This is a genomic window from Pandoraea cepalis (assembly GCF_902459665.1).
GTDB classification, from domain to species: domain Bacteria; phylum Pseudomonadota; class Gammaproteobacteria; order Burkholderiales; family Burkholderiaceae; genus Pandoraea; species Pandoraea cepalis.
This window is the reverse complement of the sequence record NZ_CABPSL010000001.1, coordinates 163,007-189,513: the sequence shown is the minus strand read 5'-3', so window position 1 is coordinate 189,513 and position 26,507 is coordinate 163,007. Positions and strand designations below refer to the sequence as shown.

Below are 26,507 nucleotides of genomic sequence, written 5' to 3'. Positions count from 1 at the left end.
AGGCCTGCGGGCTAGTATCTCGCAAAAACAAAAGCGCGGTGCCGAACCGGCCACCGCGCTTTTTGCCCAAGGGATTCTCGTCCCCGTTGGCGCCGGGTTCTCCCGCGTCAGGCCCCGAGCTTCTTCTTGAGCAACTCGTTGACCTGGGCCGGATTGGCCTTGCCCTTGGTGGCCTTCATCGCCTGGCCGACCAAGGCGTTGAATGCCTTCTCCTTGCCCGCGCGGAACTCTTCGACGGACTTGGCGTTGGCGGCCAGCACCTCGTCGATGATCTTCTCGATCGCGCCCGTGTCGGTGATCTGCTTCAGCCCCTTCGCTTCGATGAGGCGATCCGCCGCGCCCTCATCGGTGGCGCGCTCCTCCCACATCAACTGGAAGACCTCCTTGGCGATCTTGTTGGAGATCGTGTTGTCGGCGATGCGAGCAAGCAGACCCGCGAGCTGCGCGCTCGAGACCGGGCTTTGCTCGATGCCGATGTCTTCGCGGTTCAGCAGGGACGACAGCTCGCCCATGATCCAGTTCGCGGCCGGCTTGGCGCTCGCCTTGCCCGCCTTCGCGACCACGGCTTCGAAGTATGACGCTTGCGCTTTCGATTGGGTGAGCACAGCGGCGTCGTAGTCGGACAAGCCGTACGACTCGACGAAGCGCGCCTGCATGCCGGCGGGCAGCTCGGGCAACCCGGCGCGCACGCGCTCGATCCATGCGTTATCGATCACGAGCGGCAGCAGATCCGGATCCGGGAAGTAGCGATAGTCGTGCGCGTCTTCCTTGCTGCGCATCGAACGCGTTTCCTTCTTGTCCGGATCGTACAGACGCGTTTCCTGCACCACCGTGCCGCCGTCTTCGATCAACTCGATCTGACGGCGCACTTCGTACTGAATCGCCTCTTCGAGAAAGCGGAACGAGTTCAGGTTCTTGATTTCGGCGCGCGTGCCGAATGCCTGCTGACCGACCGGACGCACAGAGACATTGGCGTCGCAGCGGAAAGAGCCTTCCTGCATGTTGCCATCGCAAATACCGAGCCACACCACGAGTCCGTGCAACGCTTTCGCGTACGCCACGGCCTCGGCCGCGCTGCGCATGTCGGGCTCGGTCACAATTTCGAGCAGCGGCGTGCCGGCGCGGTTCAGGTCGATCCCGGTCATGCCGGCGAAGTCTTCGTGCAGCGACTTGCCCGCGTCTTCCTCAAGGTGCGCACGCGTGAGCGTCACGACTTTTTCATAGGCTTCGCGACCGGTGCGGGCATCCGCCTCGACCTGGATCTTCAACGACCCCCCCTGCACCACCGGGATTTCATACTGGCTGATCTGATAGCCCTTCGGCAGGTCGGGGTAGAAGTAATTCTTGCGCGCGAAGATGCTGCGCGGCGCAATCGTCGCCCCAATGGCCAGGCCGAATTCGATCGCGCGCTCGACAGCCCCGCGATTGAGCACCGGCAACACGCCCGGCAGCGCCAGATCCACGGGGCAGGCCTGCGTGTTGGGGGCCGCGCCGAACTGCGTCGATGCGCCCGAGAAAATCTTGGAAGCGGTGGAGAGCTGTGTGTGCGTCTCCAGACCAATAACGACTTCCCATTGCATAAGGTTCACCCTGTCTCAACTTGTCGGCATGGCGCGTTCGCCCTGCCCTTGCCGCCGGTCGTCGCCGCGACGGTGACGCTCCGGCCTCTGTTCCTGTTCGCCGATGCTGGCTGGCGCTGGTTCGCGTCTACCGGCGAGTATCCGCCGCGCAAATCCCAGAGCGCGGATCGAAACTCACCGGCCAGGCGTTCTGGTAAATGCCCGGCGTGCAATACGCCTCGCAATTGGCATGACCGATGGTCACGTTGCCCGGATCCTGCCAGATGAGCAGTTTGCAGCTTCCGCTGTTCGCCCGCAGTTCGATGCTCGGACGCCACTGCGTCTGGTGGAAATCCGCCAGATTGAAGTGGCAGCTCCCGCGCTGGCCGACCCACAGACGCCAGTCGAGCGACTGCACCTGATTGGCCGACACCTTGAGCGTTGCCTGCTCGCGGAAACCGTCTTCGTCCGTCTGCGAGCAGTAGCCCGACAGATTGATCTCGCGGTAGGCGATCGGCGTAGGACGCCCGAACGGCAGGCTGCACGACGCGAGCGTGAGCACCATGCCGGCGAGCGCCAGCCCCTTCGATACCCACGCGGCGTGCGGGGCGAGCGACGTCGTCAAGCGTTGGCGGCGCACGATCAGACGCCTGCCGGAGCGCGTTTGTGCCAGTCGGTCGCGCGCTGGAACGCGTCGGCCACTTGCAGCAGGCGGGCTTCGTCGAAGTAGTTGCCGATCAGTTGCAGGCCGACCGGACGCGCATCGCGCCCCGCGCCGACCGGCAGGCTCATCCCCGGCAAACCGGCCAGGCTCACCGACAGCGTGTAAATGTCGGCCAGATACATCTGCACCGGATCGGCGCTCTTCTCGCCGAGGTTCCACGCGACCGACGGCGCCACCGGACCCATGATGACGTCGCACTGCGCGAACGCATTCTGGAAGTCCTGCGCGATCAAACGGCGAATCTTCTGTGCCTGCAGGTAGTAAGCATCGTAGTAGCCGTGCGAGAGCACGTACGCGCCCACGAGAATGCGGCGCTTGACTTCGGTGCCGAAGCCTTCGGCGCGCGACTTCTTGTACATGTCGAGCAGATCGCGGTACTCGGCCGCGCGGTGGCCGTAACGCACGCCGTCGAAACGCGACAGGTTCGACGAGGCTTCGGCCGGTGCCAGCACGTAGTACACGGGAATCGACAGTTCGGTCTTCGGCAGCGACACCGGCACGCGCACGGCGCCGAGCCGCTCGAACTCACGCAACGCGTTGTCGATCGCTTCGCGCACGTCGGCGTCGAGGCCCTCACCGAAGTACTCGGCCGGCAAGCCGATGCGCAGACCGGCCAACGGCTTGTCGGCCGTTGCGCCGTCGAGCGGCCGGCCCAGACCCCGCGCGAAGTCTTCGTCGGCGCGCTCCAGGCTGGTCGAGTCGCGTTCGTCGAAACCCGCCATGCCGTTGAGCATCCACGCGCAATCCGCCGCGCTATGACCGAACGGGCCGCCCTGGTCGAGCGACGAAGCGAACGCGATCATGCCGTAACGCGACACGCGGCCATACGTCGGCTTGATGCCGGTCACGCCGCAGAACGCCGCCGGCTGACGGATCGAGCCGCCGGTGTCGGTCCCGGTGGCGACCGGCGCGAGACGCGCGGCCACCGCGGCAGCCGACCCGCCCGACGAGCCGCCGGGCACGGCGCGCGTGTCCCACGGGTTCTTCACCGGGCCGTAATACGAGTTTTCGTTCGACGAGCCCATGGCGAACTCGTCCATATTGGTCTTGCCCAGCGTGACCATGCCCGCATGCGCCAGACGCTCGACGACGGCGGCGTCATACGGACTGACGTAGTTCTCGAGCATGCGCGAGCCAGCGGTGCTGCGCCAGCCACGCGTGACGAATACGTCCTTGTGCGCAACGGGAATGCCCAGCAACGGCCGGTTTGCGCCCTCTCCGGCGGCGATGCGCGCGTCGGCGGCACGCGCCTGCGCGAGGCTCGCCTCGGCGTCGACGTGCACGAATGCGTTCAGATCGGCGGCCCCGGCAATGCGGTCCAGGTAGTGCTGCGTCAGCTCGACGCTCGAGACGCGCTTGGCGTCGAGCGCAGCGCGCAAATCCTGCAAATGAATCAGATCTTGTTCCATGGTGGCTGCTGTGCGTTATAGCGCATGAAGGCATGAGGGCATGCGGGGCGCCGAGGGCGCGCGGCAATCCGTTGCGCGAGCGTCCGGCGCACCGGACTCATACATCGCGCAACGGGCCGGACTCATTCGATGACCTTCGGCACCAGATAGAGGCCGTCCTGCACGGCGGGCGCGGGGCGCTGATTGGCTTCGCGATCGACCTGCTCCGTCACCGCGTCGGTCCGCAGACGCTGGGCGACCGCCTGAATTTGCTCGATCGGATGTGCCAGCGGGGCTACACCTTTCGTGTCGACCGACTGCATCTGCTCGACGAGCGCGAAGAAGCCATTCAGCTCCTTTTCCATGTGAGCGGCCTCGTCATCGGCCAGCTCGAGACGCGCGAGGTGGGCGATGCGTTTGACGTCTGAGAGATTCAAAGTCATGAAGAAATCCCGAAAAAATGCGCATTGGAGAGCAGCCGGGTGCATGCCTGACGCCAATATTAGGGACAGAATGCGGAGAATGTGCGGACGGCGTTGGGCTCGTCCGCCGTTTTACTCCGTGCACCGGGCCGCGCAGGAGGGCTGGCGCGCCGTGCCACAAGGCTCCCGGCGGGCGCACCGGGGGCGTCGAATGGGGTGTCAACGTGCTCGTTTTTCCTGCAAAACCTGCGAAATTATAAGGTATCATTGCGCATTAAATTTGCGTCGGAGCGTGTTTTTGCACCCTTCGACGCTGTCGCGCAGGTGGGCCACGGCCAGTCCGGGGGGCGCGACAGACGTTCGCGCAGTCCATTGGAAGACCCTGACGCGACGGATGGATAACGGCAGCCCCGCCTCCTGCCCGGTACCGCATTCCTCGGTTTGTCCGCACGTTTCGCGAGCCGCCGCGTGGCGCCTGGCGATTTTTTTGCGAACAGGCCGGAACCCAGATGACAGGCCGCCGTCCCAGTCACATCCATTGGGACGGCCTCACGCAGACACAGGATTTTGCATGTTCGGTTTTCTTCGAAGCTATTTCTCCAACGACCTGGCCATTGACCTGGGCACCGCCAACACGCTCATCTACATGCGCGGCAAGGGCGTCGTGCTCGACGAACCGTCGGTCGTCGCCATTCGCCAGGAAGGCGGCCCGAGCGGCAAGAAGACGATTCAAGCCGTCGGCAAGGAAGCCAAGCAAATGCTTGGCAAGGTGCCGGGCAACATCGAGGCGATTCGCCCGATGAAGGACGGCGTGATCGCCGACTTCACCGTGACCGAGCAGATGATCAAGCAGTTCATCAAGATGGCTCACGAGTCGCGCCTGTTCTCGCCGTCGCCGCGCATCATCATCTGCGTGCCGTGCGGCTCGACCCAGGTCGAGCGCCGCGCCATCAAGGAAGCCGCGCACGGCGCGGGCGCCTCGCAGGTGTATCTGATCGAAGAGCCGATGGCCGCAGCCATCGGTGCCGGCCTGCCGGTCTCGGAAGCCACGGGCTCGATGGTCGTCGACATCGGTGGCGGCACGACCGAGGTGGGCGTGATCTCGCTGGGCGGTATCGTCTACAAGGGATCGGTGCGTGTCGGTGGCGACAAGTTCGACGAAGCCATCGTCAACTACATCCGCCGCAACTACGGCATGCTGATCGGCGAACAGACCGCCGAAGCGATCAAGAAGGAAATCGGCTCGGCCTTCCCGGGTTCCGAAGTCAAGGAAATGGAAGTCAAGGGCCGCAACCTGTCGGAAGGGATTCCGCGCGCTTTCACCATTTCGAGCAACGAAATCCTTGAGGCGCTGACCGATCCGCTCAACCAGATCGTGTCGTCGGTGAAGATCGCCCTCGAACAAACGCCGCCGGAACTGGGTGCCGACATCGCCGAGCGCGGCATGATGCTCACGGGCGGCGGCGCGCTGCTGCGCGATCTCGACCGTCTGCTCGCCGAAGAAACGGGCCTGCCGGTGCTGGTCGCCGAAGACCCGCTTACCTGCGTGGTGCGTGGCTCGGGCATGGCGCTCGAGCGCATGGACAAGCTCGGCAGCATTTTCTCTTACGAGTAAGCTAACGTGCGTGGTTCGTCGTCCGGCGCGGTGGGGCCATCCGTTCCCCCCCTCGCCCGACACGACTGGCCACGCAGCAAGACCACGCGCACGGAGCTTGTCGTCATGCCGCGCCGTCGCACCCGACTGACACCATTCGCGCACCGCGGCGCCTCGCTGCGCGTGCTCCCCTGAAGGGCCCACCATGCAGTACAGTCCGCCGCCACTGTTCAAACAGGGTCCGTCGGCGTTGGCCCGGCTGATCTGTTTCGTCGCGCTTGCCATCGGCCTGCTCGTGGTCGACTCGCACTACAACACGCTGGAACGGGTTCGGGCCGTAGTCGGCACCGCCCTGTATCCGGTGCAACGCATGATGCTGTTGCCGCGCGACGCCATTCTCGGCGTGGCGGGCTTCTTCTCGACCGAATCGCAACTCTCGGGCGAGAACCGGGCGCTTCTCGCGCAAAACCTCGAGCTCTCGGTGCAGGCCCAACGCAATAACCAGTTGACCGCCGAGAACGAACATCTGCGCCAGATGCTCGCCTTGCGCGAGCGCCTGCCCGTGCCGAGCATTCCCGCCGAGATCGAGTACGACACACGCGACCCGTTCACGCAGCGCGTGGTCATCGATCGCGGCACGAAGCATGGCGTGAAGCTCGGCGCCCCGGTGGTCACGGAACAGGGTCTGCTCGGTCAGGTCTCGCGCGTCTTCCTGCTGCAAAGCGAAGTCACGCTGCTCACCGACAAGGAGCAAGCCGTACCCGTGCAAGTCACGCGCAGCGGTGTGCATAGCGTGATCTACGGCGGACTGCGCGGCAACGTGCTGGACCTGCGCTTCATTCCGCTGTCGGCCGACGTCAAGGTCGGCGACGAAATCGCCACGAGCGGCCTGGACGGCATCTACCCCGCCGGCCTGCCCGTGGCCCGCATCACCAAGGTCGACCGCGTGTCCGACACCGCGTTCGCGCGCATTCTGTGTCAGCCGGTGGCCAATCTGCGCAGCCAGCGTCAGGTGCTGGTGCTGCAATACACCACGCCGCTCGCCCTGCATCCGGACGCCGCCGCCGATCTCGCGCGCGCGTCCGATCCGTCGGCAAGCGGCGAAAAGCCCGGCCAGAAGGGCGGCACGCGCGCCGATCCGAAGCGCGCCCCGGCCGCCCGCAAGGGTCATTGAGGAATCGACATGCCACGACCGCAATACATTCTGCTGCCGGTCAATCCGTACTTCATCGCGATCAGTCTCGTGGTGGCGTTTCTGGTCAACCTGATGCCGTGGGGCCACGCCCCCGCCATGCCCGACTTCGTCGCGCTGGTGTTGATGTTCTGGAACATCCACCAGCCGCGCAAGGTGGGCATGGGCGTGGCATTCCTCGTCGGCCTGCTCATGGACGTGCACAACGCCGGCCTGCTGGGCGAGCACGCGCTCGCTTACACGCTGCTGTCCTACGGCGCGATCATGATTCACCGCCGTGTCCTGTTTTTTACGCTGCTTGGCCAGGCGCTGACGGTGCTGCCGTTGCTGCTGCTCGCGCACGTGGTGCCATTCATCATTCGTCTGGCGACCGGTGCGGCGTTTCCGGGCTGGTGGCCGCTCGCGGCGGGGTTTGTCGAAGCCCTGCTCTGGCCGGTGATCAGTATTCTGTTGCTGGCGCCGCAGAAGCGCGCCGTCGACCGCGACGACACGCGTCCGATCTGATGGGCCCCGTCCCCACCCGATCGCGCCACCGAGCCCTGCTTGCATGACCGAGTTCAAGAATCCCCAGCAACAACTGCAGACGTTTCATCTGCGGATCACAGCGGCTGCATTTTTCGTGCTGATCTGCTTTGGCCTGCTCGGCGTACGCTTCGTCTACCTGCAGGTCTTCCGCCATAACCAGTACGCGCTGCAAGCCGACGAAAATCGCGTATCGCTCGCGCCGATCGTGCCCAACCGGGGCGTGATCATGGATCGCAACGGCGTGGTGCTCGCGCGCAATTATTCCGCTTACACGCTGGAAATCACGCCGTCGAAGATCGGCCGTCCGCTGGAAGATCTCATCACCGATCTGTCCGACGTGATCGAGATCACGCCGCGCGACCGCGCCCGCTTCAAGAAGCTCATGGACGACAGCAAGAGCTTCGAGAGCCTGCCGATCCGCACACGCCTGACCGACGAGGAAGTCGCGCGCTTCACCGCACAGCGCTTCCGCTTTCCCGGCGTGGATGTGCACGCGCGGCTCTTCCGTCAGTACCCGCTGGGCGAGACCGCCGCGCACGTGATCGGCTACATCGGCCGGATCTCGCAGCGCGATCGCCAGCGGATCGAGGCGATGAGCGAAGAGAACGACAGCGACAGCGCCAAGTACGACATCCGCCGCGACGTCAACAACTACAAGGGCACCGATTACATCGGCAAGATCGGCGTCGAACAGAGCTACGAGACGCAGCTCCATGGCATCACTGGTTTCGAGGAAATCGAAGTCACTGCGGGTGGCCGCCCGGTGCGCACGATCTCGCGCACCCCGGCCACGCCCGGCGACAATTTGGTGCTGTCACTCGACATCAAGCTCCAGCAAGTGGCCGAGCAAGCGTTCGCCGGGCGGCGCGGCGCCGTCGTGGCGATCGAGCCGAAGACGGGCGACGTGCTGGCGTTCGTCTCGGCACCGAGCTTCGATCCGAACATGTTCGTCGAAGGGATCGACCAGCAAAACTGGGACGCCCTGAACAATTCGCCCGACCGGCCGCTGCTCAACCGTCCCTTGCGCGGCACCTATCCGATCGGCTCGACGTACAAGCCGTTCATGGCGCTCGCCGCGCTCGAACTGGGCAAGCGCACCACGAGCTGGGGCTTCCAGGACACGGGCGCGTTCACCCTCGGGAACCATACGTTCCGCAACGACGTTCGCAACGGCCAGGGCTGGATCGACATGTACCGTTCGATCGTGGTGTCGAACGACACGTATTACTACATGCTCGCGCACGATATGGGCGTGAATGCGATTCACGACTTCATGGCGCCGCTCGGCTTCGGTCAGTTGACGGGCATCGACATCGAAGGCGAGGCGCGCGGCATTCTGCCGTCGACCGAATGGAAGCGCAAGGCGTACAAGAAGCCCGCGCAGCAGAAATGGTACGACGGCGAGACGGTCAGTCTGGGCATCGGGCAAGGCTACAACTCGTTCACGATCCTGCAACTTGCGCACGCGACGGCCACGCTGGCCAACAACGGCGTGGTGATGAAGCCTCACCTCGTGAAGGCCATCGAGGATCCCGTCACGCACGCACGCCAGCTCACCGTGCCGCACGAAAGCGCACGGCTGCCCTACAAGCAGGCGAACATCGATTTCGTCAAACGCGCGATGGTCGGGGTGATCAAGGAAGGCACCGGCCGTCAGGCATTCGCGGGCGCGCCGTACGAGGCCGGTGGCAAGACCGGCACGGCGCAGGTCTACTCGCTCGGCAAGAACGAGAAGTACAACCACAACGCTATCCCCGAATTCAAACGCGATCACGCTCTGTTCATCGCGTTCGCCCCCGCCGACGATCCGAAGATCGCCGTCGCACTGATCGTCGAGAACGCGGGATGGGGCGCCGCACAAGCCGGTCCGGTCGCGCGTCGTCTGCTCGACTACTACCTCATCGACGAGCCGAAGGAGCGCGCCGCCGAAGCGGCGGCGTTGCAAGCGGCCGCATCGGCTCCGGGGGCGGCATCGGGCGTCTCGGCCGTGTCCGCCACACCCGATGCCGCCCCCGCCAGCGCTGCCGAACTGAGCGGGCGCACGACCGTGGCACGCGTCGCCCCGGTCGCATCCAACGCGACGGCGAGCGTATCGGGTACCGCCGACGGCAAGGCTTCCGCTGCCGGTGCACCGAAGCCCGCCCCGGCGCCGCATCGTCAGCCGGCCGTGAGTCCGACCGTCGCCGACGAAGCTCGCCATCGCGCGGCTATTCGCGCGCAAGGAGGAACGCCATGATGGCGCTCGACAAACATACGTGGAAGCAGCAGGTGAAACGCCTGTTCGTCGGTTTCGACAGGCCCCTGGCGCTGATCGTCTTCCTGCTGTTGTGCGTGGGACTGGTCACGCTCTATAGCGCCAGCATCGATGTGCCCGGGCGCGTCGAAGACCAGGTGCGCAACATCGTGCTGACGTTCATTCTGATGTGGCTGCTGGCGATGCTGCCCACGCAGACACTGATGAAGTTCGCGGTGCCGCTCTATACCGCCGGTGTAGCACTGCTCATTGCGGTCGCGATGTTCGGGCTGACGAAGAAAGGGGCGAAGCGCTGGCTGAATGTGGGAATGGTGATCCAGCCGTCCGAGATCATGAAGATCGCCATGCCGCTGATGCTGGCGTGGTACTTCCAGAAGCGCGAAGGCAATATTCGCTGGTTCGACTACCTGGTCGCCATGGTGTTGCTCGGCTTGCCCGTGGGGCTGATCGCCAAGCAGCCTGACCTCGGCACCGGCCTGCTGGTGGCCGCCGCCGGACTTTACGTGATTTATCTGGCCGGGCTGTCGTGGAAGCTCATTCTGCCGGTACTCGTCGCTGTCGTGATCGGCATTGGCACCGTTCTGGCCGTGCAGGACAAGATCTGTCAGCCGGCGGTCGAATGGTACTTCCTGCACGACTACCAGAAGCACCGTGTGTGCACGCTGCTGGACCCAACGTCGGATCCGCTCGGCAAGGGCTTCCACACGATCCAGTCGGTCATTGCCATCGGCTCGGGTGGCACAACCGGCAAGGGCTGGCTCAAGGGAACGCAGGCCCACCTCGAGTTCATTCCCGAGAAGCACACCGACTTTATTTTCGCGGTGTTCGCCGAAGAGTTCGGGCTGATCGGCGAAGCCGTTCTGCTGGTGCTGTATCTGCTGCTGGTCGCGCGCGGGCTGGTGATCGCGGCCTCCGGCGCCACCTTGTTCGGGCGCCTGTTGGCGGGGTCCGTCACGATGATCTTCTTCACCTACGCCTTCGTGAACATGGGCATGGTGAGCGGCATTCTGCCGGTGGTCGGCGTTCCGCTTCCGTTCATGAGCTACGGCGGCACCGCGCTGGTCACGCTCGGCCTGGGGATCGGCATTCTGATGAGCGTGGCGCGCGAGAAGCGCCTGATGCAAAGCTAACGGCCCGGCGCAGGGGACAGGGTGGGCGCGGGCCCCCGATTCATCGCATCGAGCTTGCCTTGGGCGGCCACGTCGCCCTGGGCGGCGGCCTTTTCGTACCATAGACGCGCACGTCCGAGATCCGGCGTCACGACGCCATAGCCCCGCTCGTAGTAGCTCGCCACGATGTACTGCGACGGCAGATCGCCACCGCGCGCGGCTTTCTCGTACCAACCAAACGCTGTCTTGTAATCCTTGGGCACGCCGCGCCCGATGAAATATTCGTTGGCGATGGCCGCCTGCGCCTGCACATGGCCCTGCTTCGCCGCCTTTTCGTACCAGAGATTGGCCTGGGGAATCGATTTTCCGACGACGTAGCCGTCGTCGAACATCTTGCCGTAGACGTACTGCGCCTGGGTCATGCCTGCGTTCGCCGCGCGCTCGAGCCACTGCACGGCGCCGCTCGGATCGGGCGTGCCGCCCTCGCCGTTGAGCAGCATCATGGCGTAGTCAAACTGGGCGAGACGATTGCCCTGCTCGGCCGCCCGGCGAAACTCACCGAGTGCCTGCGACTGCTGGCCCGCCTCATAGTGCTGCACGGCCTGATCGGTCAGCCCCTGGGCCGGGGCTTGCGCGGCGGCTACTGCATAAGGAATCGGCTGGCAGGCCGCCCCCACCAACGTGGCGGCGAGACCGGTGAGCAGCCGGCGCATGGCGTAAGACGTCGACATCGCGAACCTCCCGAGACAGGCTTTGGACGTATTGTGCGCCAAATGGACAAGATGCGCCGGGGCGAATGCCGGCGCCGGTTTCGCCGTCGTGTTGACGATCGAGATCGCGTCGACCAATGTGAAAGCCCCGGCGTAGGGCCAGGGCTTGGATGGGCGACAAGACGTCCGACTTACGGCTTGATGTACGCGTAACCCTTCTGCTGCAAGCGCGTGAGTTCGACGACACCGGACGGCGTGAAGTCCGCGTCGAGCACAAACTGGTCCTTCTTCAGGTTGCGCTGCTTCATCGTGATTTCACACACCTCGAACTTGACGCCACGCGCATGCAACGCCGCGATCAGCGGCCCGACGGTCGCGGCATCCTTGTAGCTTTCCATCAGGAAGTCGACCCCCTTCGCGTGCGCGACGACCACGATGTCGGTATCCGGCACCGTGTCGAGCTGGTTGCGAACGTTGCGCAAAGCGGCCAGCGCCTGTTGCTCGGCGTCGTTGATGTGATACACGACCTTGTCGCGCGCGAATGCCGGTGTGGCAGGCACGGCGAATGCCGCGAACAGGAATGCGGCCAGCAAGCCGCGCAGCAGCGTCTTCATTTGCGGAGTCTCCTATTGGTTACGTGGTGTCAGCCGCATCATAGCGCGTTGGCCCGCCCTAGGGCATCGCTCCGGCCCGACGCGCCGGGCGTCACATCCCGCACCGAATACGGCGGCGGCCCCTCCCACCCCACGTCGGTCTGCGTCGCGGCATCGGAACAGACCACTCGCTCCTCTCGCGCCGGAACGGGCAACCGCGCAGGGCCTGCGGGTCCCGAACTCACAAAATCTGCGCGGAATTCGCCATGATCGAGCGGCGCTGCGCTTGGCTGCCGCTGTGGGAGCACGGCAGCCACCGGTCGATTCGCCACCTGATCCAGGGAATGCAGATTGCCGTGTGAATCTCGCCGCCGCATGGCGACAAGCTGTACCAAGGACTCCACGTTCTGCGCAATCACGTCGCTGCCCGCTGAAATTCTAGTCATGCCAACTCCTGAAATGAAAAAACCCGCCAGACTCAAGATCTGGCGGGTTGGCACTTTCGGTCAGGTGGCCACTGGCCGCCGTCGAATTCGCCGGCGGGAGTGTCGAATTCGTGGCGGCGTGGGCGTCATCCCAGCGACGGTAGGACGCAGCATCAACGAAGATCGCGCAAGCGTCGAAGCGTATTACGCCGTGACTTCCGACCAGCAGTTCGGCGTCTCGTACAAACGCAGGCGCACCAGGCGCAAGTCGCGGCCGTAATGCGCGTCAAATACGTGGCTCAGCGTGTCGAAGGCAGCCGCCGCCAGATTCTCGACGGTCGGCACCCGGTCGAAGACCACCGTCTTGTGGTCGGGCATCGTCTCGAGAAAATTGCGCACGGCCGTGTCGCCCTCATAAACGAGGAACGCGTGGTCCCACACCGACACGAGATGCTCATTGGCCAGCGCCTTCACGTCGGCGAAGTCCATCACCATGCCATTGTCGGAGGCCCCGCTCTCGCGGCTCACTTCGCCCGCGAGCGTGATCTCGAGCACATAGCGATGCCCGTGCAGGTTGCGGCACTGGCTTCGGTGGTCGGGAATGCGGTGGCCCGCATCGAATTCGAGTTTCCGGGTAATCGTAATCACGGCAACGGCTCAGGGAATATTCAGGTATTTGTGCGTCTGCATCGACAACGACCAGCGCGGATGCGCTTTGCAATAGTCGATCGCCAACTTCGTATTGGTGTCGCGCAGCGGTCCGTCCATCGGCTGGAGGTAGAAGTACTGGAAATCGAGCGCTTCGTACTCAGCCAGACGTTGGCGATCTTGCGGCACCACAACTTTCAGCTCATCGCCGCGCGTGACGATCAGCTCGGCATCGGCCTTCGGGCTCACGCACACCCAGTCGATCCCCTCGGGGATCGCTTGCGTGCCGTTGGTCTCCACCGCGATGCGAAAGCCCTCGGCGTGCAGCGCGTCGATGAGCGGCGCGTCGAGCTGCAGCAGCGGCTCACCGCCCGTGCACACGACGAACCGGTGGGCGCGCTCGCCCGCCGGCCACAACGCCACGATTTGCGCGACGAGATCGGCCGGCGTACGGTACTTGCCGCCATTCTCGCCGTCGGTGCCGATGAAGTCGGTGTCGCAGAACTGGCAGACGGCGTCCGCGCGGTCCTCTTCGCGGCCGGTCCACAGGTTGCATCCTGCAAACCGGCAGAACACCGCCGGACGTCCGGCGTTGGCGCCCTCGCCCTGCAAGGTGTAGAAGATTTCCTTTACCGCGTACGTCATGTTGCCCTCGATTCTCCCGGGATCAGACCGCGCTGCGATCGTGATCGTGACCGCGCGCGCGCCACTGCTCGAAACCGCGCTGGCGCAACTGGCAGGCCGGACATTCGCCGCATCCGTAACCCCACGCATGCAGCACGCTGCGCTCGCCCAGATAGCACGTGTGCGTGTCTTCGCGCACGGTCTCGACCAGCGCGTCGCCGCCCAGATCCTGCGCCATCTGCCACGTGTCGGCCTTGTCGATCCACATCAGCGGCGTCTCGACGATAAAACGTTGGTCCATGCCCAGATTGAGCGCGACCTGCAGCGCCTTCATGGTGTCGTCGCGGCAATCGGGGTAGCCCGAAAAATCCGTCTCGCACATGCCGCCGACCAGCACGCGCAAACCGCGTCGATACGCAATGGTCGCACCAATCGTCAGGAACAGCAGATTCCGGCCCGGCACGAAGGTGTTCGGCAGATGGTTTGCCGCCATTGCGATCGTGGTCTCGCGCGTCAGCGACGTCTCGCTGATCTGGCCCAGGATCGACAGGTCGATCATGTGATCGTCGCCGAGGCGCGGCGCCCACTGCGCAAACCGCGCGCGCAGCTTGGCCAGCACGTCGGTGCGGCATTCCAGTTCCACCCGGTGGCGCTGGCCGTAATCGAAGCCCAGCGTTTCGACGCGCGCATAGCGCGACAGTGCCCACGCGAGGCAGGTGGTCGAATCCTGTCCACCGGAGAACAGGACCAGAGCGGAATCAGTGCTTGTCGTCATGATCATGCGCTAGCAGTATCGCCCTCGCCGTCAGGGCGACGGGGGCCGGGGCACGCGCTTGCGGCCGCCCCTCGGGCAGCCCGCGTGCGGGATAGGTCACGCGATTGTGAACCGCGACGCCCGGCATGGCTATCGTCAGGGCGTGATACCCATCATCGGGCAGCGTTTTCGTTCAAACGCAAAAAGGGCTTGCGATGTACGCAAGCCCTTCGAATTTGGTGGCCTGGGTCGGAATCGAACCAACGACACGCGGATTTTCAATCCGCTGCTCTACCAACTGAGCTACCGGGCCAAGAGAAAGCGATTATAGAGACTGCCGACGCTTCGCGCAAGCCCTTCGTTGAAAAAATCCGCTGGAAAGCGGCGTCGCAGCGCGCTCGGGCGCGCCGCACCTCCGTCATGTCTTGCTCTTCGAGAGCTCCACGCCCAGTTGCTTGAGCTTGCGATACAGGTGCGTGCGCTCCAGGCCCGTTTTCTCGGCCACGCGCGTCATGCTGCCGTGCTCCTTGGCCAGATGGTAGGCGAAGTAGGCACGCTCGAACGCATCGCGCGCCTCGCGCAGCGGAACGTCGAACGAGATGTCGCCCGACATGCCCACCACCGCCCCCGCGACGCCACCATCGAGATCGTGCGCGCCGAGCGGCGCGTGATGCACCGCCGAGCCGTTCAGGCCCCCGCCCACGTGGCGCGGTTCGCTCTCGCCGAAGACGCCCGCGTCAGGCGCATCGTCATCGGCGGCGAATGCGCTGGGGGCGCCGCCAGACAGATCGCGTTTGCCGCGCGCGAGCCCCTGCTCGACCGCCTGCAACAGCTTCTGCAGGGCAATGGGTTTTTCGAGGAAATTGAGGGCACCGATCTTGGTCGCCTCGACGGCGGTATCGATCGTGGCGTGGCCCGACATCATGATCACGGGCATCGTCAACAACTGCTGCGCCGCCCATTCCTTGAGCAAGGTTACGCCGTCGGTATCGGGCATCCAGATATCGAGCAGCACGAGATCGGGCGTGTGCGCGGCGCGAAAGGCCCGCGCTTCCTGCGCGTTCTCCGCGACCTCCACGACATGCCCCTCGTCGCTCAGAATCTCGGAGAGCAGCTCCCGGATCCCCATTTCGTCATCCACCACCAAAATGGTTGCCATTTACGCTACCTTCGTGTGTTCTGCCGGCTTGTTGCGCGACAGTTCCTGGTCGTCAGCCAATTGAGTAAACAAGATCGAAATCTGTGCGCCTGCACTGCCTTCGCCTTCGGGTAATGGCCGATTGCGAATGTCGATGCGCGCCTGATGCTCGTCGATGATCTTCTTGACCATCGCGAGTCCGAGCCCGGTGCCCTTCGATTTCGTGGTCACGTAGGGCTCGAATGCGCGGGTCAGAATGCGCGCCGGGAAGCCCGGCCCGTTGTCCGTGATCGTCAAGCGCACTGCCGTGCGTTTCGGTTCGCCGGGCTGCATATCCGTTCCTGCGTATTCTACTGTCTTCGTTTCCACCGTGATAAGAGGCTTTTCGGTTGCGCTGACGGCATCTTGAGCATTCTGCAGCAGATTATGAATAACCTGACGCAATTGCGTCGAGTCGCCGCGTATCTCCGGCAGGTCCGCATCCAGATTCGGACGAATCGCGCCGCGCCCTTCATCCACCCCGTATAACGTCAGCACCTCGCCGATCAACTCGTTGAGTTGCAGCGAATGCATGATCGCTGGCGGCAGTCGCGCGTAGTCGCGGAAATCGTCGACCATGCGCTTCATGGCCGCCACCTGGTTGACGATGGTCGTCGCGCCCCGGCGCAGCACCTCGGCATCGGCCGGCGGCAGCTTGTCGGACAATTTCATTTGCAGCCGCTCGGCGGAGAGCTGGATCGGTGTGAGCGGATTCTTGATCTCGTGTGCCAGACGCCGCGCCACCTCGGCCCACGCGACCGAACGCTGCGCCGAAATCACATCGCTGATATCGTCGAACACCACGACGTAGCCGCCGCCCGCACGCGTCGGCACGCCCGCCACCGCGACCATCGGCTCCGGCAAATGCGAACCGCGCACGAGCAGCGTGACGGCGTCGGTCTCGCCCGGCAGCGTCAGACCGATCTGCTGCTGCCAGTGCCCGCCCGGGCCGAGATCGGCGTTCGCATCGCGATCGGCGAACGCGCGACGCAGCGTCTCACCAAACTCCACCAACGCCGGAATATGCGCAGGCGAGCGGTTCAGCTCACCCTGCAAGCTCTGCTTGAAGATACGTTCGGCGCCGGCATTGGCCGTCGTCAGGCGGAAGTCGCGATCAAAGACGAACACGCCGGCCGTGAGGCTCGACAGAATACTCTCCAAGTGCGCCTTCGAACTTTCAAGCGCCAGCCGATTGCGCTCGACCGTGGCGCGCGCGTCGGACAACTGACGCGTCATGGCATTGAACGCCTGCGTCAGGAAGCCCAGTTCGTCGTTGGTGCGCATTTCCCCTTTCGGCGACAAATCGCCTGCCGCGACTTCCTGCGTGCCGCGTGCCAGCAGGAAGAGCGGCCGCGCGAGCTGGTTGCCGAGTGCCAGCGCGAGCATCATCGCCACGAACGTGGCGAGGAACAGCGACAGCGTCAGCGTGCCGATATACATCTTGCGCAGACCCGTGCGGCCCAGCGCCTTTTCCTGATATTCGCGATAGGCGCTCTGCACCGCCTCGGCGTTCTGCGCAAGATTGGCCGGCACCAGTTGCGTGACTTGCAGGAAACGCTCTTCGTCTTGCAATGACGACGTGTACCCGGAAGGAATGCGGATCACCACGCGCCAGCGCAATTGATCGCGTGCCTGATGCTTGTCGTAGCCCTCGCTGCCGCCTTCGATGGCCGTATAGCCGCGCGACTGTGTGCGCGCCTGACGCAGCATGAGCGGCGTCGGCAGATCCGGCACCAGCGCATTGAAGCTGCCAGACGCCGACGCGAGGACACGCCCATTGCCGTCGACGATGGTCGCGTCTTGCAGGCCGAACTGGTCACGCATGCGCAGCAGCGCGAGCGTTCCCCCCTTGTCGCCGCTCGACGCAAGGTTGTCGGCCACGAGTTGCGCCTTGGCGCTGAGGTCCGACAGACCGTTGTTGAGGATGGCGCGTCCGAGTTCGAGGCCGGAGTCGAGCGCCGTCTCGACGCGCACGTCGAACCACGACTCGATGCTGCGCGAGACGAACTGCAGCGACACCAGATAGATGATGCCGCCCGGCAGCACCCCCACCAGCGCGAAGAAGATGGCCAGCTTGGCGAGAAGTCGCGTGCCGAAGCGTCGCTCGCGCAGCCGCGCAAGAATGATCCAGACGAGCGCACCGACGATGAAGACGAAGATGATCGCCACCGCGATGTTCGCGGTGTAGAGCAGCGAATAGTAGCGATCGAAGAATTCGGTATTGGCCGATGCCAGCGCAAGCAGGCCGAACAGCCCGATGGCGACGAGCGCCATCGTGACGATCAGCGTGCGAATGACGATGCGCTTGAGCAGGCCGCCGCCGTTATTTGACACGGGCGACTCCGGGCGGCAGCGCCGCGCTGAAGGCAAGTGGCAAATGGCCCCTCAGACGGAACGCATGATTCACGGGGTCGAGCGGCGTGCTCGTCGCTACGGCCGGGAGCGCCGGAGCGCTGGCCGCCGCCGACGGTGGCGCGGGCGAGAACATGAAGCGCGCCCAGTCGGAGCTGAGATTCCAGTCGCGATTGTTGACCGCGTCGATCTGGAATGGCTTGGGCATCAGCGCATTGTCGAGCCGCATGCGTACCGAGGCCTGATATTGCGTGCCCGGTTTGACGACGCCCTTCTCGATGACGCGCCAACCGCTCACATTGCGCACGAGCGCGAGCGCCTCGCGCAACGAGCCGAAGCCAAGCTGCAATCCGCTGTTGCTGCTGTTCCCACTATTGCTGGAGACGCGATACTGACGCGTGAGCGGCTGGAACCACAACCGCACGCTCTGCGACGTGGTCACGACCTTCTCGTCGAACCAGTACCAGCGCGAGCGAGTGAGTTCGAAGTCGGTTGTGAAATAGAGCGAGATGCCGCGATTGACCGCGTCCTCCAGGCTGCTGTTGAGCTCAAAGGCAAAGCGCGCGTCGAGCAACCAGCCGCCCTCGGACGGCTCGAGCCGCGCTTCGCGCACCTGGATGTCATTTTCGGCGCGCGCGGGCGCAGCGAAGCCGAGCGCAAAAACGCACAGCAGCAGCGGCAGCAAACTGGCCAGTAGCCGTTGGGAAAAGGTCACCGTTTCTGGAAGCGAGCGTAATAGAAGCCGTCGTGGGCGCCGCCAGGGGTCATCAGCAATTGCCCGGGAGCGTCCAATCGTACCGCATCTGTGCGAATACGTTCAAACCATTGCGCTTGCTGCTCATTTTCCGCCGGGAAGATCGAGCACGTCGCATAGATCAACTCGCCGCCCACGGCCAACGTGTCCCAGAGCGCCAGCAAAATGCGCCGCTGCTCTTCGACCAGGGCCGCAATGTCGGCCCGGCGACGCAGCCAGCGAATATCCGGATGACGCCGCACGATGCCGGACGCCGAACACGGCACGTCCGCCAGAATGCGATCGAACGGCACGCCGTCCCAGCCGCCGCCAGACCACTTCGACGGCGTGCCGGCGTCGCCGATGCGCACGTCCGCACTGAGTCCCAGACGCTCGAGGTTTTCGTAGATGCGCGGCACGCGCAGGCGATCCGACTCGAGCGCCGTGACTTGCACGTCGGCCATTTCCAGCAAATGGCCGGTCTTGCCGCCGGGGGCGGCGCACGCGTCCAGCACCCTCATGCCGGCACGCGGTGTCTCGCCCAGCACGAGCGGCGCGGCCAGTTGTGCCCCGGCGTCCTGCACCGACACCCATCCGTCGGCAAAACCGGGCAGACGGTCCACCGGCACGGCTTGCGCGAGCCGCAACGCGACCGGACCGATGATCTCGGCGTCCATGCCCGCCGCCGCCAGACTTGCCTGCATGGCGGCCACACTGACGCGACGAATGTTCACGCGCAGCGTCATCGGCCCGCGGCTGTCGCCGGCGGCAAGCAACGTCTCCCATTGATCGGGATAGCCTGCGCGCACGGTGTCGATCCACCACGCGGGGTAGTTCCAGCGGGCTTCGGGCTGCTTCGCGATCTCGGCCATCAGGCGCTCGCGCTCGCGCAGGAAGCGACGCAGTACAGCGTTGGCCAACCCCTTCGCGGCGACGGTGCGACGCTGCACGGCAATCGCCTCCACGGCCTGGTCGACGACCGTAAATTCGGTGTACGCAGCATCCTCGGCGGCGTCTTGCAGCAACGCCAATGCGCACAGCAGGATGTCGCGCACGCGCGCTTGCAGTGCGGGCTTGACGAGCAAGGCGAGCAACGCGCGGCTGCTGCCCAGCCGGCGCACGGCACGGTAAGCGAGATCCTGTGCGGCGGCCCGCACGGTCGGTGCGCATTGCGTGGTGGCCTGGGCCAGCGCTTGCGGCAATGCGGTGCCCTTCTGGACGGATTCGAGGGCCTGCGCGGCGCGCTGCAGCGCATAGGCCAGGGATTCGGTGGGCAGACTCGATTGCGGCATGGGCTTTCTACAAACGAACATGCCCGCGCGACGGCGGGCATGGGAGATATCGGACGGCTGTCGGGCCACAGAATAGCAGACTGGTGATGCGCGCCGGACGGTGACGCCCGCGCCGGCGGGCGAGGCCATGGCCGGCGAGCTCAGGCCTCACTTTCGTGCATGCGGCGCGCGATCAGGCCGGATACTGCCCGGTGCGCGCCATCTCCATCAGTCGGGCGACGCGCTCCTCGGTCGCCGGGTGTGTCGAGAACAAATTCGCGATCGCGCCGCCGGATAGCGGGTTCATGATCATCTGTTGCGTTGCAAATCCGCAACGTCAAAAGCGCTGCATTTCCTTGCTGGGTGGGTATTTCGCGGATCACGGTCTTGAGGCTTCCCGGCGTCACGGTCGGTCATGTATCCGTAGTGTATCCCCGCTCGCCCCGGCATTTCCCGGTACTTTCCGCTGTTCGTTTGGCATACGTTAACATCGCGGAAAGCAAGAACGGATACATGGCGATGGCGAAAGTAAAGCAACTGACGGTGCCGGCCCACGAACAGGCGAAGCACATTGCGGGGCTGCCCGATTGGTGGCCCCTCACCACAGCGCAGGTCGGGTTTGTTCTGGACCGTTCGGTCGATCAACTCGAGGACGACCGCAGGACCGGCGCCGGCCCTGTGTGGTTTCGGCTCGGAAACGGAAAGAACGGGTCGGTGCGTTACAAACTCGGCAAACTTCGTGAGTTCATTGAGAACCAGACGGATTACGACACGACGCACAACGCCCGGATGGCGGCGATGCCCAAGGCGCCCGACGACATCGCTGCGAAACTCATGTTCGACGGCCTGAAAACGTCGGGCGAGCGCCTGGAAGACCTCGCCGGCATGACCGCCACCGCGGTACCGCTGTCGTCCGTGGTCACGGTGCTCGGCGAACAGGGCCGCTACGTGGTGCAAAATGCACGCGACGCGTTGCGCCACGGCCTGCCCGACCTGCGCTCGCGCAAGGTGGGCGGTGTGCGGCACGTGCCGCTCGATCCGATGCTCGGCTGGCTGAACGGACTCGACGGCCTGGCGACCGGCGAGCCGGAACCGGCCGCACCGGTGAGCCCGCTGCGGGCGCAACGCCTCGGGTACGTCGGCCGCGCGCACGTCGAACTGCTCGACGAGGCGCTGGCCGCGTGGCAAGACGCTGACCAGGCGCGCGAGGCGGCCGAACTGCGGGCGATCATCGACGCCGAAAACGCCGACCCGCTGCCGGGCCGGACTGGTCCGCGCACGCCGTAAAACAAACGGGGCCGCGAGGCCCCGTTGTCGTTTTACATGCTGATGCCTCGGCCGCGACGCTGCTGTTGCTGCTGCTGGGCCTCGCGCTGCGCGGCGAGTTCGAGGGCTTTCTTTTCCTGCACCTCGCGCTGCTGCTTCGCTCGGGCCGCGGCTTCGGCCTGCTTGGCCTGCTCGTCGGCCTTGCGCTGCGCGTCGATCGCCTGCTGGCGTGCGCGCTCCTCGCCTTCGCGCTTCTCGATCATGCCCCGGATCGCGTCCCGGCCGGCCGCTGCGCGCTCGGCCGTGGCCGCCTTGTTCTCCACCGCCTGCTCCTTCGCCCGAGCGCCGGCCTCGACGTGCTCGGTGAGTCGCTGGGCCGCCTTGGGCGTGGCGAACACTTCGGCCTGTCCCGCCGGTTTCAAGGCGTTTTCGACGCGGGCCGGTGCGTCGCGCTCGCCCACGAGGGCGAACACGTGCGGGCGCGGGCGATCGGCGGCGTCTTTCTGCGTCGTCGCGTAGGCGTGGCGGAAGCGCTTAAGGTTGTCCTCGTCGAGCGTCACGCTCTGGCCGTTCTGCCGATCGCGCTCGTTCGGGCTCTCGATGGTGGCGGTGGCGCGCAGCACGCCGTCGGCCCCGCGGGCCACGGTGTTCAGGTGCAGCGTGGCCGCCATCGGTTCCTCCAGCCGCACGGGCAACGCGAGCGACAGGGTCTTGTCGTTGCGCAGCACCATACGGTCGCCCGCGGCCACGGGCATCTCCACGCTCGCGGTACCGGCGCGCACGCGCACGGCGTGGTCCTCGCCGTGCAACTGGCCGGCCTCGCGCTTGGCCGAACGGATCGCGTCCGTGAGGTTCGCCACGTCGCGCGGCGTGCTGCCCACGGCCCGGCGGTCCTGCTCGGGCGTCTCGCTGGCGACGAACGCGTGCGCCAACGCTTTCACGGCGTCGTCGGGTTTCTCGGTGATCTGCATCGTGGTACTCCGGTTGATCGAACGCGCCGCGTTGTCCGCGCGCTCGGTGAGTTGATCGCGCCGTTCCAGATGGTCGGTGTGCGCGCGGGCCGTGGCCCGGAACGATTTGGCGGTGCCGTGGACGTGCAGCGTGTCGGCCTTGGCGTGCAGGTCGCGCAGCGCCTGCGGGTCGATGACCTCGGGCGCTTCCTTGCCGGGCACGCCGGCTTGGCCGGGCGTGGGCGACGGGCCAAGTTTGGCCTCTGCCCGTTGCGCGTCGCTCGCCATGACCTGCACGAACGCCGCCGGGCCGTCCTGCGTTTTCGCGTCGCGGGCGGCTTTCCAGACGGGCACCGCGTGCGCGTGCTCCACCTGGTCGCCGTTGGTGAGCGTGAAGTCCTGCCCGTTCCACCGCGCCGTGGCCTTCGGGTTGGCCGGGTCGGTGCCGTCGATCGCGGTGATGGTGAGCCGCGCGGACGGGTCGGCGATGCCGTGGTACAGGGCCGCGCCACGGCTGCCGAACGTCACCACGTCGCCGGCCGCGAGGTTCAGGTCGGCGGTGGTCGTCGGCACCTCGGCCGCGTCGCGCTGCCGTTGCACCTCCGCGATGTACGTCTCTCGCTGGGCCTGCTCGTGCGCGGCGAAGTCGTGGGGCACGGCTTCCCAACCGTTGCGCATGACAACCTTGGTTTCGCCGGTCTTGCGGTCGGTGATTTCGACCGGCTGCTCGCCGGTGCGCCGCAGTTCGACGGTGTCGCCCGGCTTGACGCCGCCGCGCTCGATGGCCGGCACGACATCGACGCCGAACACTTGGTGTTTGTGGCCGTCGCGCGTGCGGATGGTGGCATACGGCGAACGGCTCGTCGGGTCGGCCGGGTTCACCAGGCCGGTGCCGGTTGCGACGAGCACGCCGCGGAAATACCGGTCGCCGTCCTCGTTCTTCGCCACGCGCGCATCGGGCTCGGGCCGGAACGACGGCGGGTTGAAGTCGCCGCCGCGGGCCACGGTCAAGGTCACGTCGTTGCCGGTGATCACGCCGTTGGCGCGCAGTTCGGCGCGGATCGCTTCGTTGAGCGCGGGCACGTCGCGGGGATTCACCGCGGCGGTGACGACCGGCCGATCCGGGCTCTTGCTCACGCGCTCGGCGTGCTCGACCGCCATCGCGGCCACCACGTCGGCCCGGTCATCGTGCGCCGTCGTACCGGCGTTCAGGCCCATGCCCGCCAGTTGTTCGCGGGCCGTGCCGGCCAGTGCCCGGCGTTCCTCGGCCGCCTTGGCCGCGGCCTTCTCGTGCAGGGCCTGCTCGTGGCCGTCGCGCAGATGTTCGGGCAGGTTGTCGGTGGCGTTGCCCTTCAACGACAACTCTTCCAGCGCTTCGGGGAAGTGTTTGAAATCGGCGTCGGTCCCGTAAAACCTCACCATCTCTTTCTCGCGCGTGAACTGCACGAGCACGGAGTCGTTCGTGTCGATGGTGTTCGTCATGACAAACACCTGCTTTTCGCCTTGGCCTTGGCCGCCGTGGTTGGTGATCGCCCACGCGTGGTCGAACGCGTTCAGGTCGGCGGTGCTCCACGACACGCTCCGGCCGTTCTGCTGCCGGCCGTTCTTATCCTTCTCCACGTCGTCGAGGATCGTGGCGTGGATTTTGTGGTGTCCGTTGCCCAAGTCGTCGATGCGGGTGACGATCGCGTTGGTACCGTTGCTCACGCCGAGCGGGGCGAGCCGGGCCGTGCGTTCGACCTCGGGCAAGCGGGCTTGCAGGTCGGCCAGCGTCAACGTCTCGCCGGTCATCCGGTCGGTCACGGTGCGGCCTTGCCTGGCCCGGATGATGTTGCCACGCAGAGCCTTGAGCGCCTTGCTCGCCTTGGCCTCGTCGTCGCATTTTTCGAGGAACTGGATGCGCTCGCCCACGGCGAAGTTCTTCTGCACCGCGACGCCCGTTTCGCTGGCCTTGGGCACGATGCGCAGCGTCACGTCGCCGCCGGTGATCAAGCCTTGCTTGCGCGCCTCCGTGCGGATGGCCTCGTTGAGGCCGCGAACGTCCTCGTTGCTCGTGGCGATCACCATGTGATCCTTGACCCGCTTGCTCGCGCTGGGCTCGTTGCTCGCGGTCATGCTGGCGCTCCAGTCCTGCGCGATCCGCTGCTGGATCGCCCGGCGGTCGGCGCCCTGCTCGCGCGCCTCGTCCGGTACGGCCACTTCCACGATGTGGCCGTGGGCCTTCATGCGCTTGAACGTTTCCAGGCCGTTGTCGGCGGCGTACAGCATCGCCACGGTCTGGCGATGGTCCGCGGATTTCTGGCGCTGCACGTCGGTCATCTCGATCGAGCCCACGGCGTCGATCGAGATGCGGTAGGAGTCGCCCGCGCTCGGCGACTTCAACTGGCGCCCGTCGCCGGTGGCGATGATCTTGCCGCCCGCGGCGGCGACGTGCTGCTCGAGCCGCTGCCGGTCGGTGGTACCCACCATACCGGCCTCGTCGAGCACGATCAGACTCCGGGCGTGAAGTTTGATCGAACCGTTGTCGAGCCGGGCGAGCAACGATGCCAGCGCCCGGGCGTCCATGCCCTGCACCTCGGACTCCAGTTTCTTGCTGGCCTTCCAGCCCCCGGCCACGCCCAGCACCTCGTAGCCCTGCGACCGGTACGCATCGACGAACGCTTGCGCGGTGAAAGTCTTGCCCGTGCCAGCCCAGCCCACGAGGTTCGCCACCCCGCCGGTGTGCATGGTCGCGTACTCGACGTTGCGCCGCTGCTCGTCGGTCAAGCGCGCGATGCCGGCGGCACGCCGGGCCTCGCCCAGCGCTTTCTCGGCGAGCGCCACGTCGCCGGGGGTCGCGGCTTTCGCCAGGTTGGCCTCGGCCGTGGCGACGGCGGCCAGACCGGCCTTCAACTTCTCGGGCGACATGGCGGCCTGGAACTCGGCGGTCTTGCGCTGCTCGTAGTCGGCGAGCGCCTTCTGCACCACCTCGGGCGCGAGGTTGTGCGCGGTGTTGGCGCGCAGTTGCAGGTCGATGTCGCGCAGGCTGCGCTCCTGGTCGATCATCCACCGGCTGGTGTACATGACCTGGCCGCGGGTGTTCGCTGGCTTCTGCACGAAGCCGTTGCGCTGCATGAACCCGTCCACCATGCTGTCGAGTTTGCGCAGGTCGCCCTTGAACGCCGGGCCGGCCTCGGCCGCGATCAGGGCCACGATGTCGCGACGGCTCACGTTCGCGTCGGTCTTGTGCAGTTTCATCAGCAAGGCCTGGTCCTCGCGGATCGTCCAGTCGTGCTGCGGGCGCTGTTTCAACTGCTCGTTGGTCGGCAGCAGGCCGGCCTCGTGCAGCGGCGCGAGGGATTGGCGCCACATCGTGTCGAGTTCGGCGAACGTGGGCTCGTCCTTGTCCTTGCGGGTGGCGAGGGCGGCCTGCTGGTTCGACACGTCGTGCTCGGCCGCGTATTTCAGCAGTTCCATGCGGCGGCTGGACTCGGCTTCTTCGGCCTCACGGGTGATCCCGTCGATCTTGTAGAAGACGTTGCCGGTCTCGCGCCCGGTGTGCTGGTTCACCTCGATGTCCTGGCGGATGGCGAAGCCGCGTTGTTGCAGTTCGTGCGCCAGCGTGCCTTGGTACACCTGGTCCATGACGAACCGGTGCTGCTGCAGGTCTCGGGTGTTCATCGCGCGGGTCTTGCCGTCTTCGCCGCGCACGACGTTGAACACGAGCATGTGTTCGTGTACCTGCATTTCGAGGTTGCGGTTGGCGAAATGCGTAAAACCGGCGGCGAAGATTTCGGTGCACTTCTGCCGTTCCATGCCGCCCGCGCCGACGCGAACCTCCAGGTTCTCCTTAAGGTATTCGAGGCTCTTATCGACCGCGGCCCGGTGCGCCGCGAGCAGGTCGGCGCGCTCGGCGTCGCCGGCCTGTGCCCACGTGAGTGAGAATCCCTTGTGCGGGCTGAACGTGAACTCGTAGCCGATCACGTGGTCCTTGCCCGCGTTCGCCACCAGCGGCGTGCCGTCCGGCGCGCGGCCGGCCGCGAGTTTGTCCAGCGCCGCGAAATCGACCTTGCCGGACAGGCCCAGCGAGGCCGGGCCGTCACCGGCCCAACGCGTCGGGCTCTCCATCGCCCCGTCGGCGTTCCGATAGTATTCGGTGTTCTTCAAATACTTGAGCACGTTCTGGCCTTTCGGGCCGACACCGGCTTTGTTCAGGGGCGTGAAACCGATCATGGTGGGGTCCGTCGAGGGTGGGCGG

19 protein-coding genes, 1 tRNA gene and 2 pseudogenes are annotated in these 26,507 nt (G+C 65.6%); 6 read left to right on the top strand and 16 right to left on the bottom strand.

Translation table 11 applies throughout. The features are described 5' to 3' along the window. Positions 1–107: 107 nt before the first annotated feature. The 4 genes from gatB to gatC all read right to left on the bottom strand — a co-directional run bounded on the left by gatB (position 108) and on the right by gatC (position 4,114). Positions 108–1,580, bottom strand: a complete 1,473-nt coding sequence (gatB, locus tag PCE31106_RS00810) for an Asp-tRNA(Asn)/Glu-tRNA(Gln) amidotransferase subunit GatB (protein ID WP_017235142.1) — start codon at positions 1,578–1,580, stop codon at positions 108–110. 127 nt (positions 1,581–1,707) lie between these two features. Continuing rightward, complete coding sequence (locus PCE31106_RS00805; protein WP_150562071.1) at positions 1,708–2,199, bottom strand: hypothetical protein; 492 nt, start codon at positions 2,197–2,199, stop codon at positions 1,708–1,710. 2 nt (positions 2,200–2,201) lie between these two features. Further along, complete coding sequence (gene gatA / locus PCE31106_RS00800; RefSeq protein WP_150562070.1) at positions 2,202–3,692, bottom strand: Asp-tRNA(Asn)/Glu-tRNA(Gln) amidotransferase subunit GatA; 1,491 nt, start codon at positions 3,690–3,692, stop codon at positions 2,202–2,204. 122 nt (positions 3,693–3,814) lie between these two features. Beyond that, a complete protein-coding gene (gatC, locus tag PCE31106_RS00795; protein ID WP_150562069.1) occupies positions 3,815–4,114 on the bottom strand; it encodes an Asp-tRNA(Asn)/Glu-tRNA(Gln) amidotransferase subunit GatC in 300 nt (99 codons plus the stop codon). A 550-nt stretch (positions 4,115–4,664) separates the two neighbouring features. On the opposite strand from gatC, the gene PCE31106_RS00790 reads away from it, so the two are divergent. From PCE31106_RS00790 to rodA, 5 genes are all read left to right on the top strand, one after another. Beyond that, a complete protein-coding gene (locus PCE31106_RS00790) occupies positions 4,665–5,708 on the top strand; it encodes a rod shape-determining protein (protein WP_010805637.1) in 1,044 nt (347 codons plus the stop codon). 184 nt (positions 5,709–5,892) lie between these two features. Next, positions 5,893–6,861, top strand: coding sequence for a rod shape-determining protein MreC (gene mreC / locus PCE31106_RS00785; protein ID WP_017231544.1), 969 nt, complete (start codon positions 5,893–5,895; stop codon positions 6,859–6,861). A 9-nt stretch (positions 6,862–6,870) separates the two neighbouring features. Beyond that, on the top strand, positions 6,871–7,383 hold the full coding sequence (gene mreD, locus PCE31106_RS00780) for a rod shape-determining protein MreD (RefSeq protein WP_017231543.1): 513 nt from the start codon (positions 6,871–6,873) through the stop codon (positions 7,381–7,383). Positions 7,384–7,426: 43 nt separating this feature from the next. Further along, positions 7,427–9,640, top strand: coding sequence for a penicillin-binding protein 2 (gene mrdA, locus PCE31106_RS00775; RefSeq protein ID WP_150562068.1), 2,214 nt, complete (start codon positions 7,427–7,429; stop codon positions 9,638–9,640). Then, on the top strand, positions 9,640–10,788 hold the full coding sequence (rodA, locus tag PCE31106_RS00770) for a rod shape-determining protein RodA (protein WP_150562504.1): 1,149 nt from the start codon (positions 9,640–9,642) through the stop codon (positions 10,786–10,788). Before mrdA ends, rodA begins: the two co-directional genes overlap by 1 nt. On the opposite strand, the gene PCE31106_RS00765 is transcribed toward rodA, so the two are convergent. From PCE31106_RS00765 to PCE31106_RS00715, 11 genes and pseudogenes are all read right to left on the bottom strand, one after another. Beyond that, positions 10,785–11,498: a tetratricopeptide repeat protein gene (locus PCE31106_RS00765; RefSeq protein ID WP_254440871.1), complete on the bottom strand. Its 714-nt coding sequence runs from the start codon at positions 11,496–11,498 to the stop codon at positions 10,785–10,787. The two genes, rodA and PCE31106_RS00765, sit on opposite strands and share 4 nt — an antisense overlap. Before the next feature lie 170 nt (positions 11,499–11,668). Beyond that, positions 11,669–12,091, bottom strand: a complete 423-nt coding sequence (locus tag PCE31106_RS00760; protein ID WP_017231977.1) for a DsrE family protein — start codon at positions 12,089–12,091, stop codon at positions 11,669–11,671. A gap of 608 nt (positions 12,092–12,699) precedes the next feature. Then, the gene (queD, locus tag PCE31106_RS00755; RefSeq protein ID WP_425494863.1) at positions 12,700–13,140 is read right to left on the bottom strand and encodes a 6-carboxytetrahydropterin synthase QueD; all 441 of its coding nucleotides are present in this window, start codon (positions 13,138–13,140) and stop codon (positions 12,700–12,702) included. A gap of 12 nt (positions 13,141–13,152) precedes the next feature. Continuing rightward, the gene (gene queE, locus PCE31106_RS00750; RefSeq protein WP_017231980.1) at positions 13,153–13,788 is read right to left on the bottom strand and encodes a 7-carboxy-7-deazaguanine synthase; all 636 of its coding nucleotides are present in this window, start codon (positions 13,786–13,788) and stop codon (positions 13,153–13,155) included. Between the two features lie 22 nt (positions 13,789–13,810). Beyond that, entirely contained in the window at positions 13,811–14,548 is a 738-nt protein-coding gene (queC, locus tag PCE31106_RS00745) for a 7-cyano-7-deazaguanine synthase QueC (RefSeq protein WP_017231981.1), read from the bottom strand. Between the two features lie 210 nt (positions 14,549–14,758). Then, positions 14,759–14,834, bottom strand: a tRNA-Phe gene (locus PCE31106_RS00740). Positions 14,835–14,939: 105 nt separating this feature from the next. Further along, entirely contained in the window at positions 14,940–15,680 is a 741-nt protein-coding gene (locus tag PCE31106_RS00735; protein ID WP_150562066.1) for a response regulator, read from the bottom strand. Next, positions 15,681–17,972, bottom strand: a complete 2,292-nt coding sequence (locus PCE31106_RS00730) for a sensor histidine kinase (protein ID WP_254440897.1) — start codon at positions 17,970–17,972, stop codon at positions 15,681–15,683. A gap of 199 nt (positions 17,973–18,171) precedes the next feature. Beyond that, positions 18,172–18,765 (bottom strand): annotated as a pseudogene (locus tag PCE31106_RS00725) (DUF4390 domain-containing protein); the annotation flags it as partial. Next, positions 18,762–20,075, bottom strand: coding sequence for a 16S rRNA (cytosine(967)-C(5))-methyltransferase RsmB (gene rsmB, locus PCE31106_RS00720; protein WP_150562063.1), 1,314 nt, complete (start codon positions 20,073–20,075; stop codon positions 18,762–18,764). The gene rsmB and the pseudogene PCE31106_RS00725, both read right to left, overlap by 4 nt. 172 nt (positions 20,076–20,247) lie before the next feature. Then, positions 20,248–20,373 (bottom strand): annotated as a pseudogene (locus PCE31106_RS00715) (protease HtpX); the annotation flags it as partial. 2 nt (positions 20,374–20,375) lie between these two features. On the opposite strand from PCE31106_RS00715, the gene PCE31106_RS00710 reads away from it, so the two are divergent. Beyond that, complete coding sequence (locus PCE31106_RS00710) at positions 20,376–21,341, top strand: hypothetical protein (protein WP_150562062.1); 966 nt, start codon at positions 20,376–20,378, stop codon at positions 21,339–21,341. 32 nt (positions 21,342–21,373) lie between these two features. Here the strand turns inward: PCE31106_RS00710 and mobF are convergent, their stop codons facing one another. Then, positions 21,374–26,482 carry a MobF family relaxase gene (gene mobF / locus PCE31106_RS00705; RefSeq protein ID WP_150562061.1) on the bottom strand — a complete coding sequence of 1,703 codons (5,109 nt, stop codon included), beginning with the start codon at positions 26,480–26,482 and terminating at the stop codon, positions 21,374–21,376. Between the last annotated feature and the right edge of the window lie 25 nt (positions 26,483–26,507).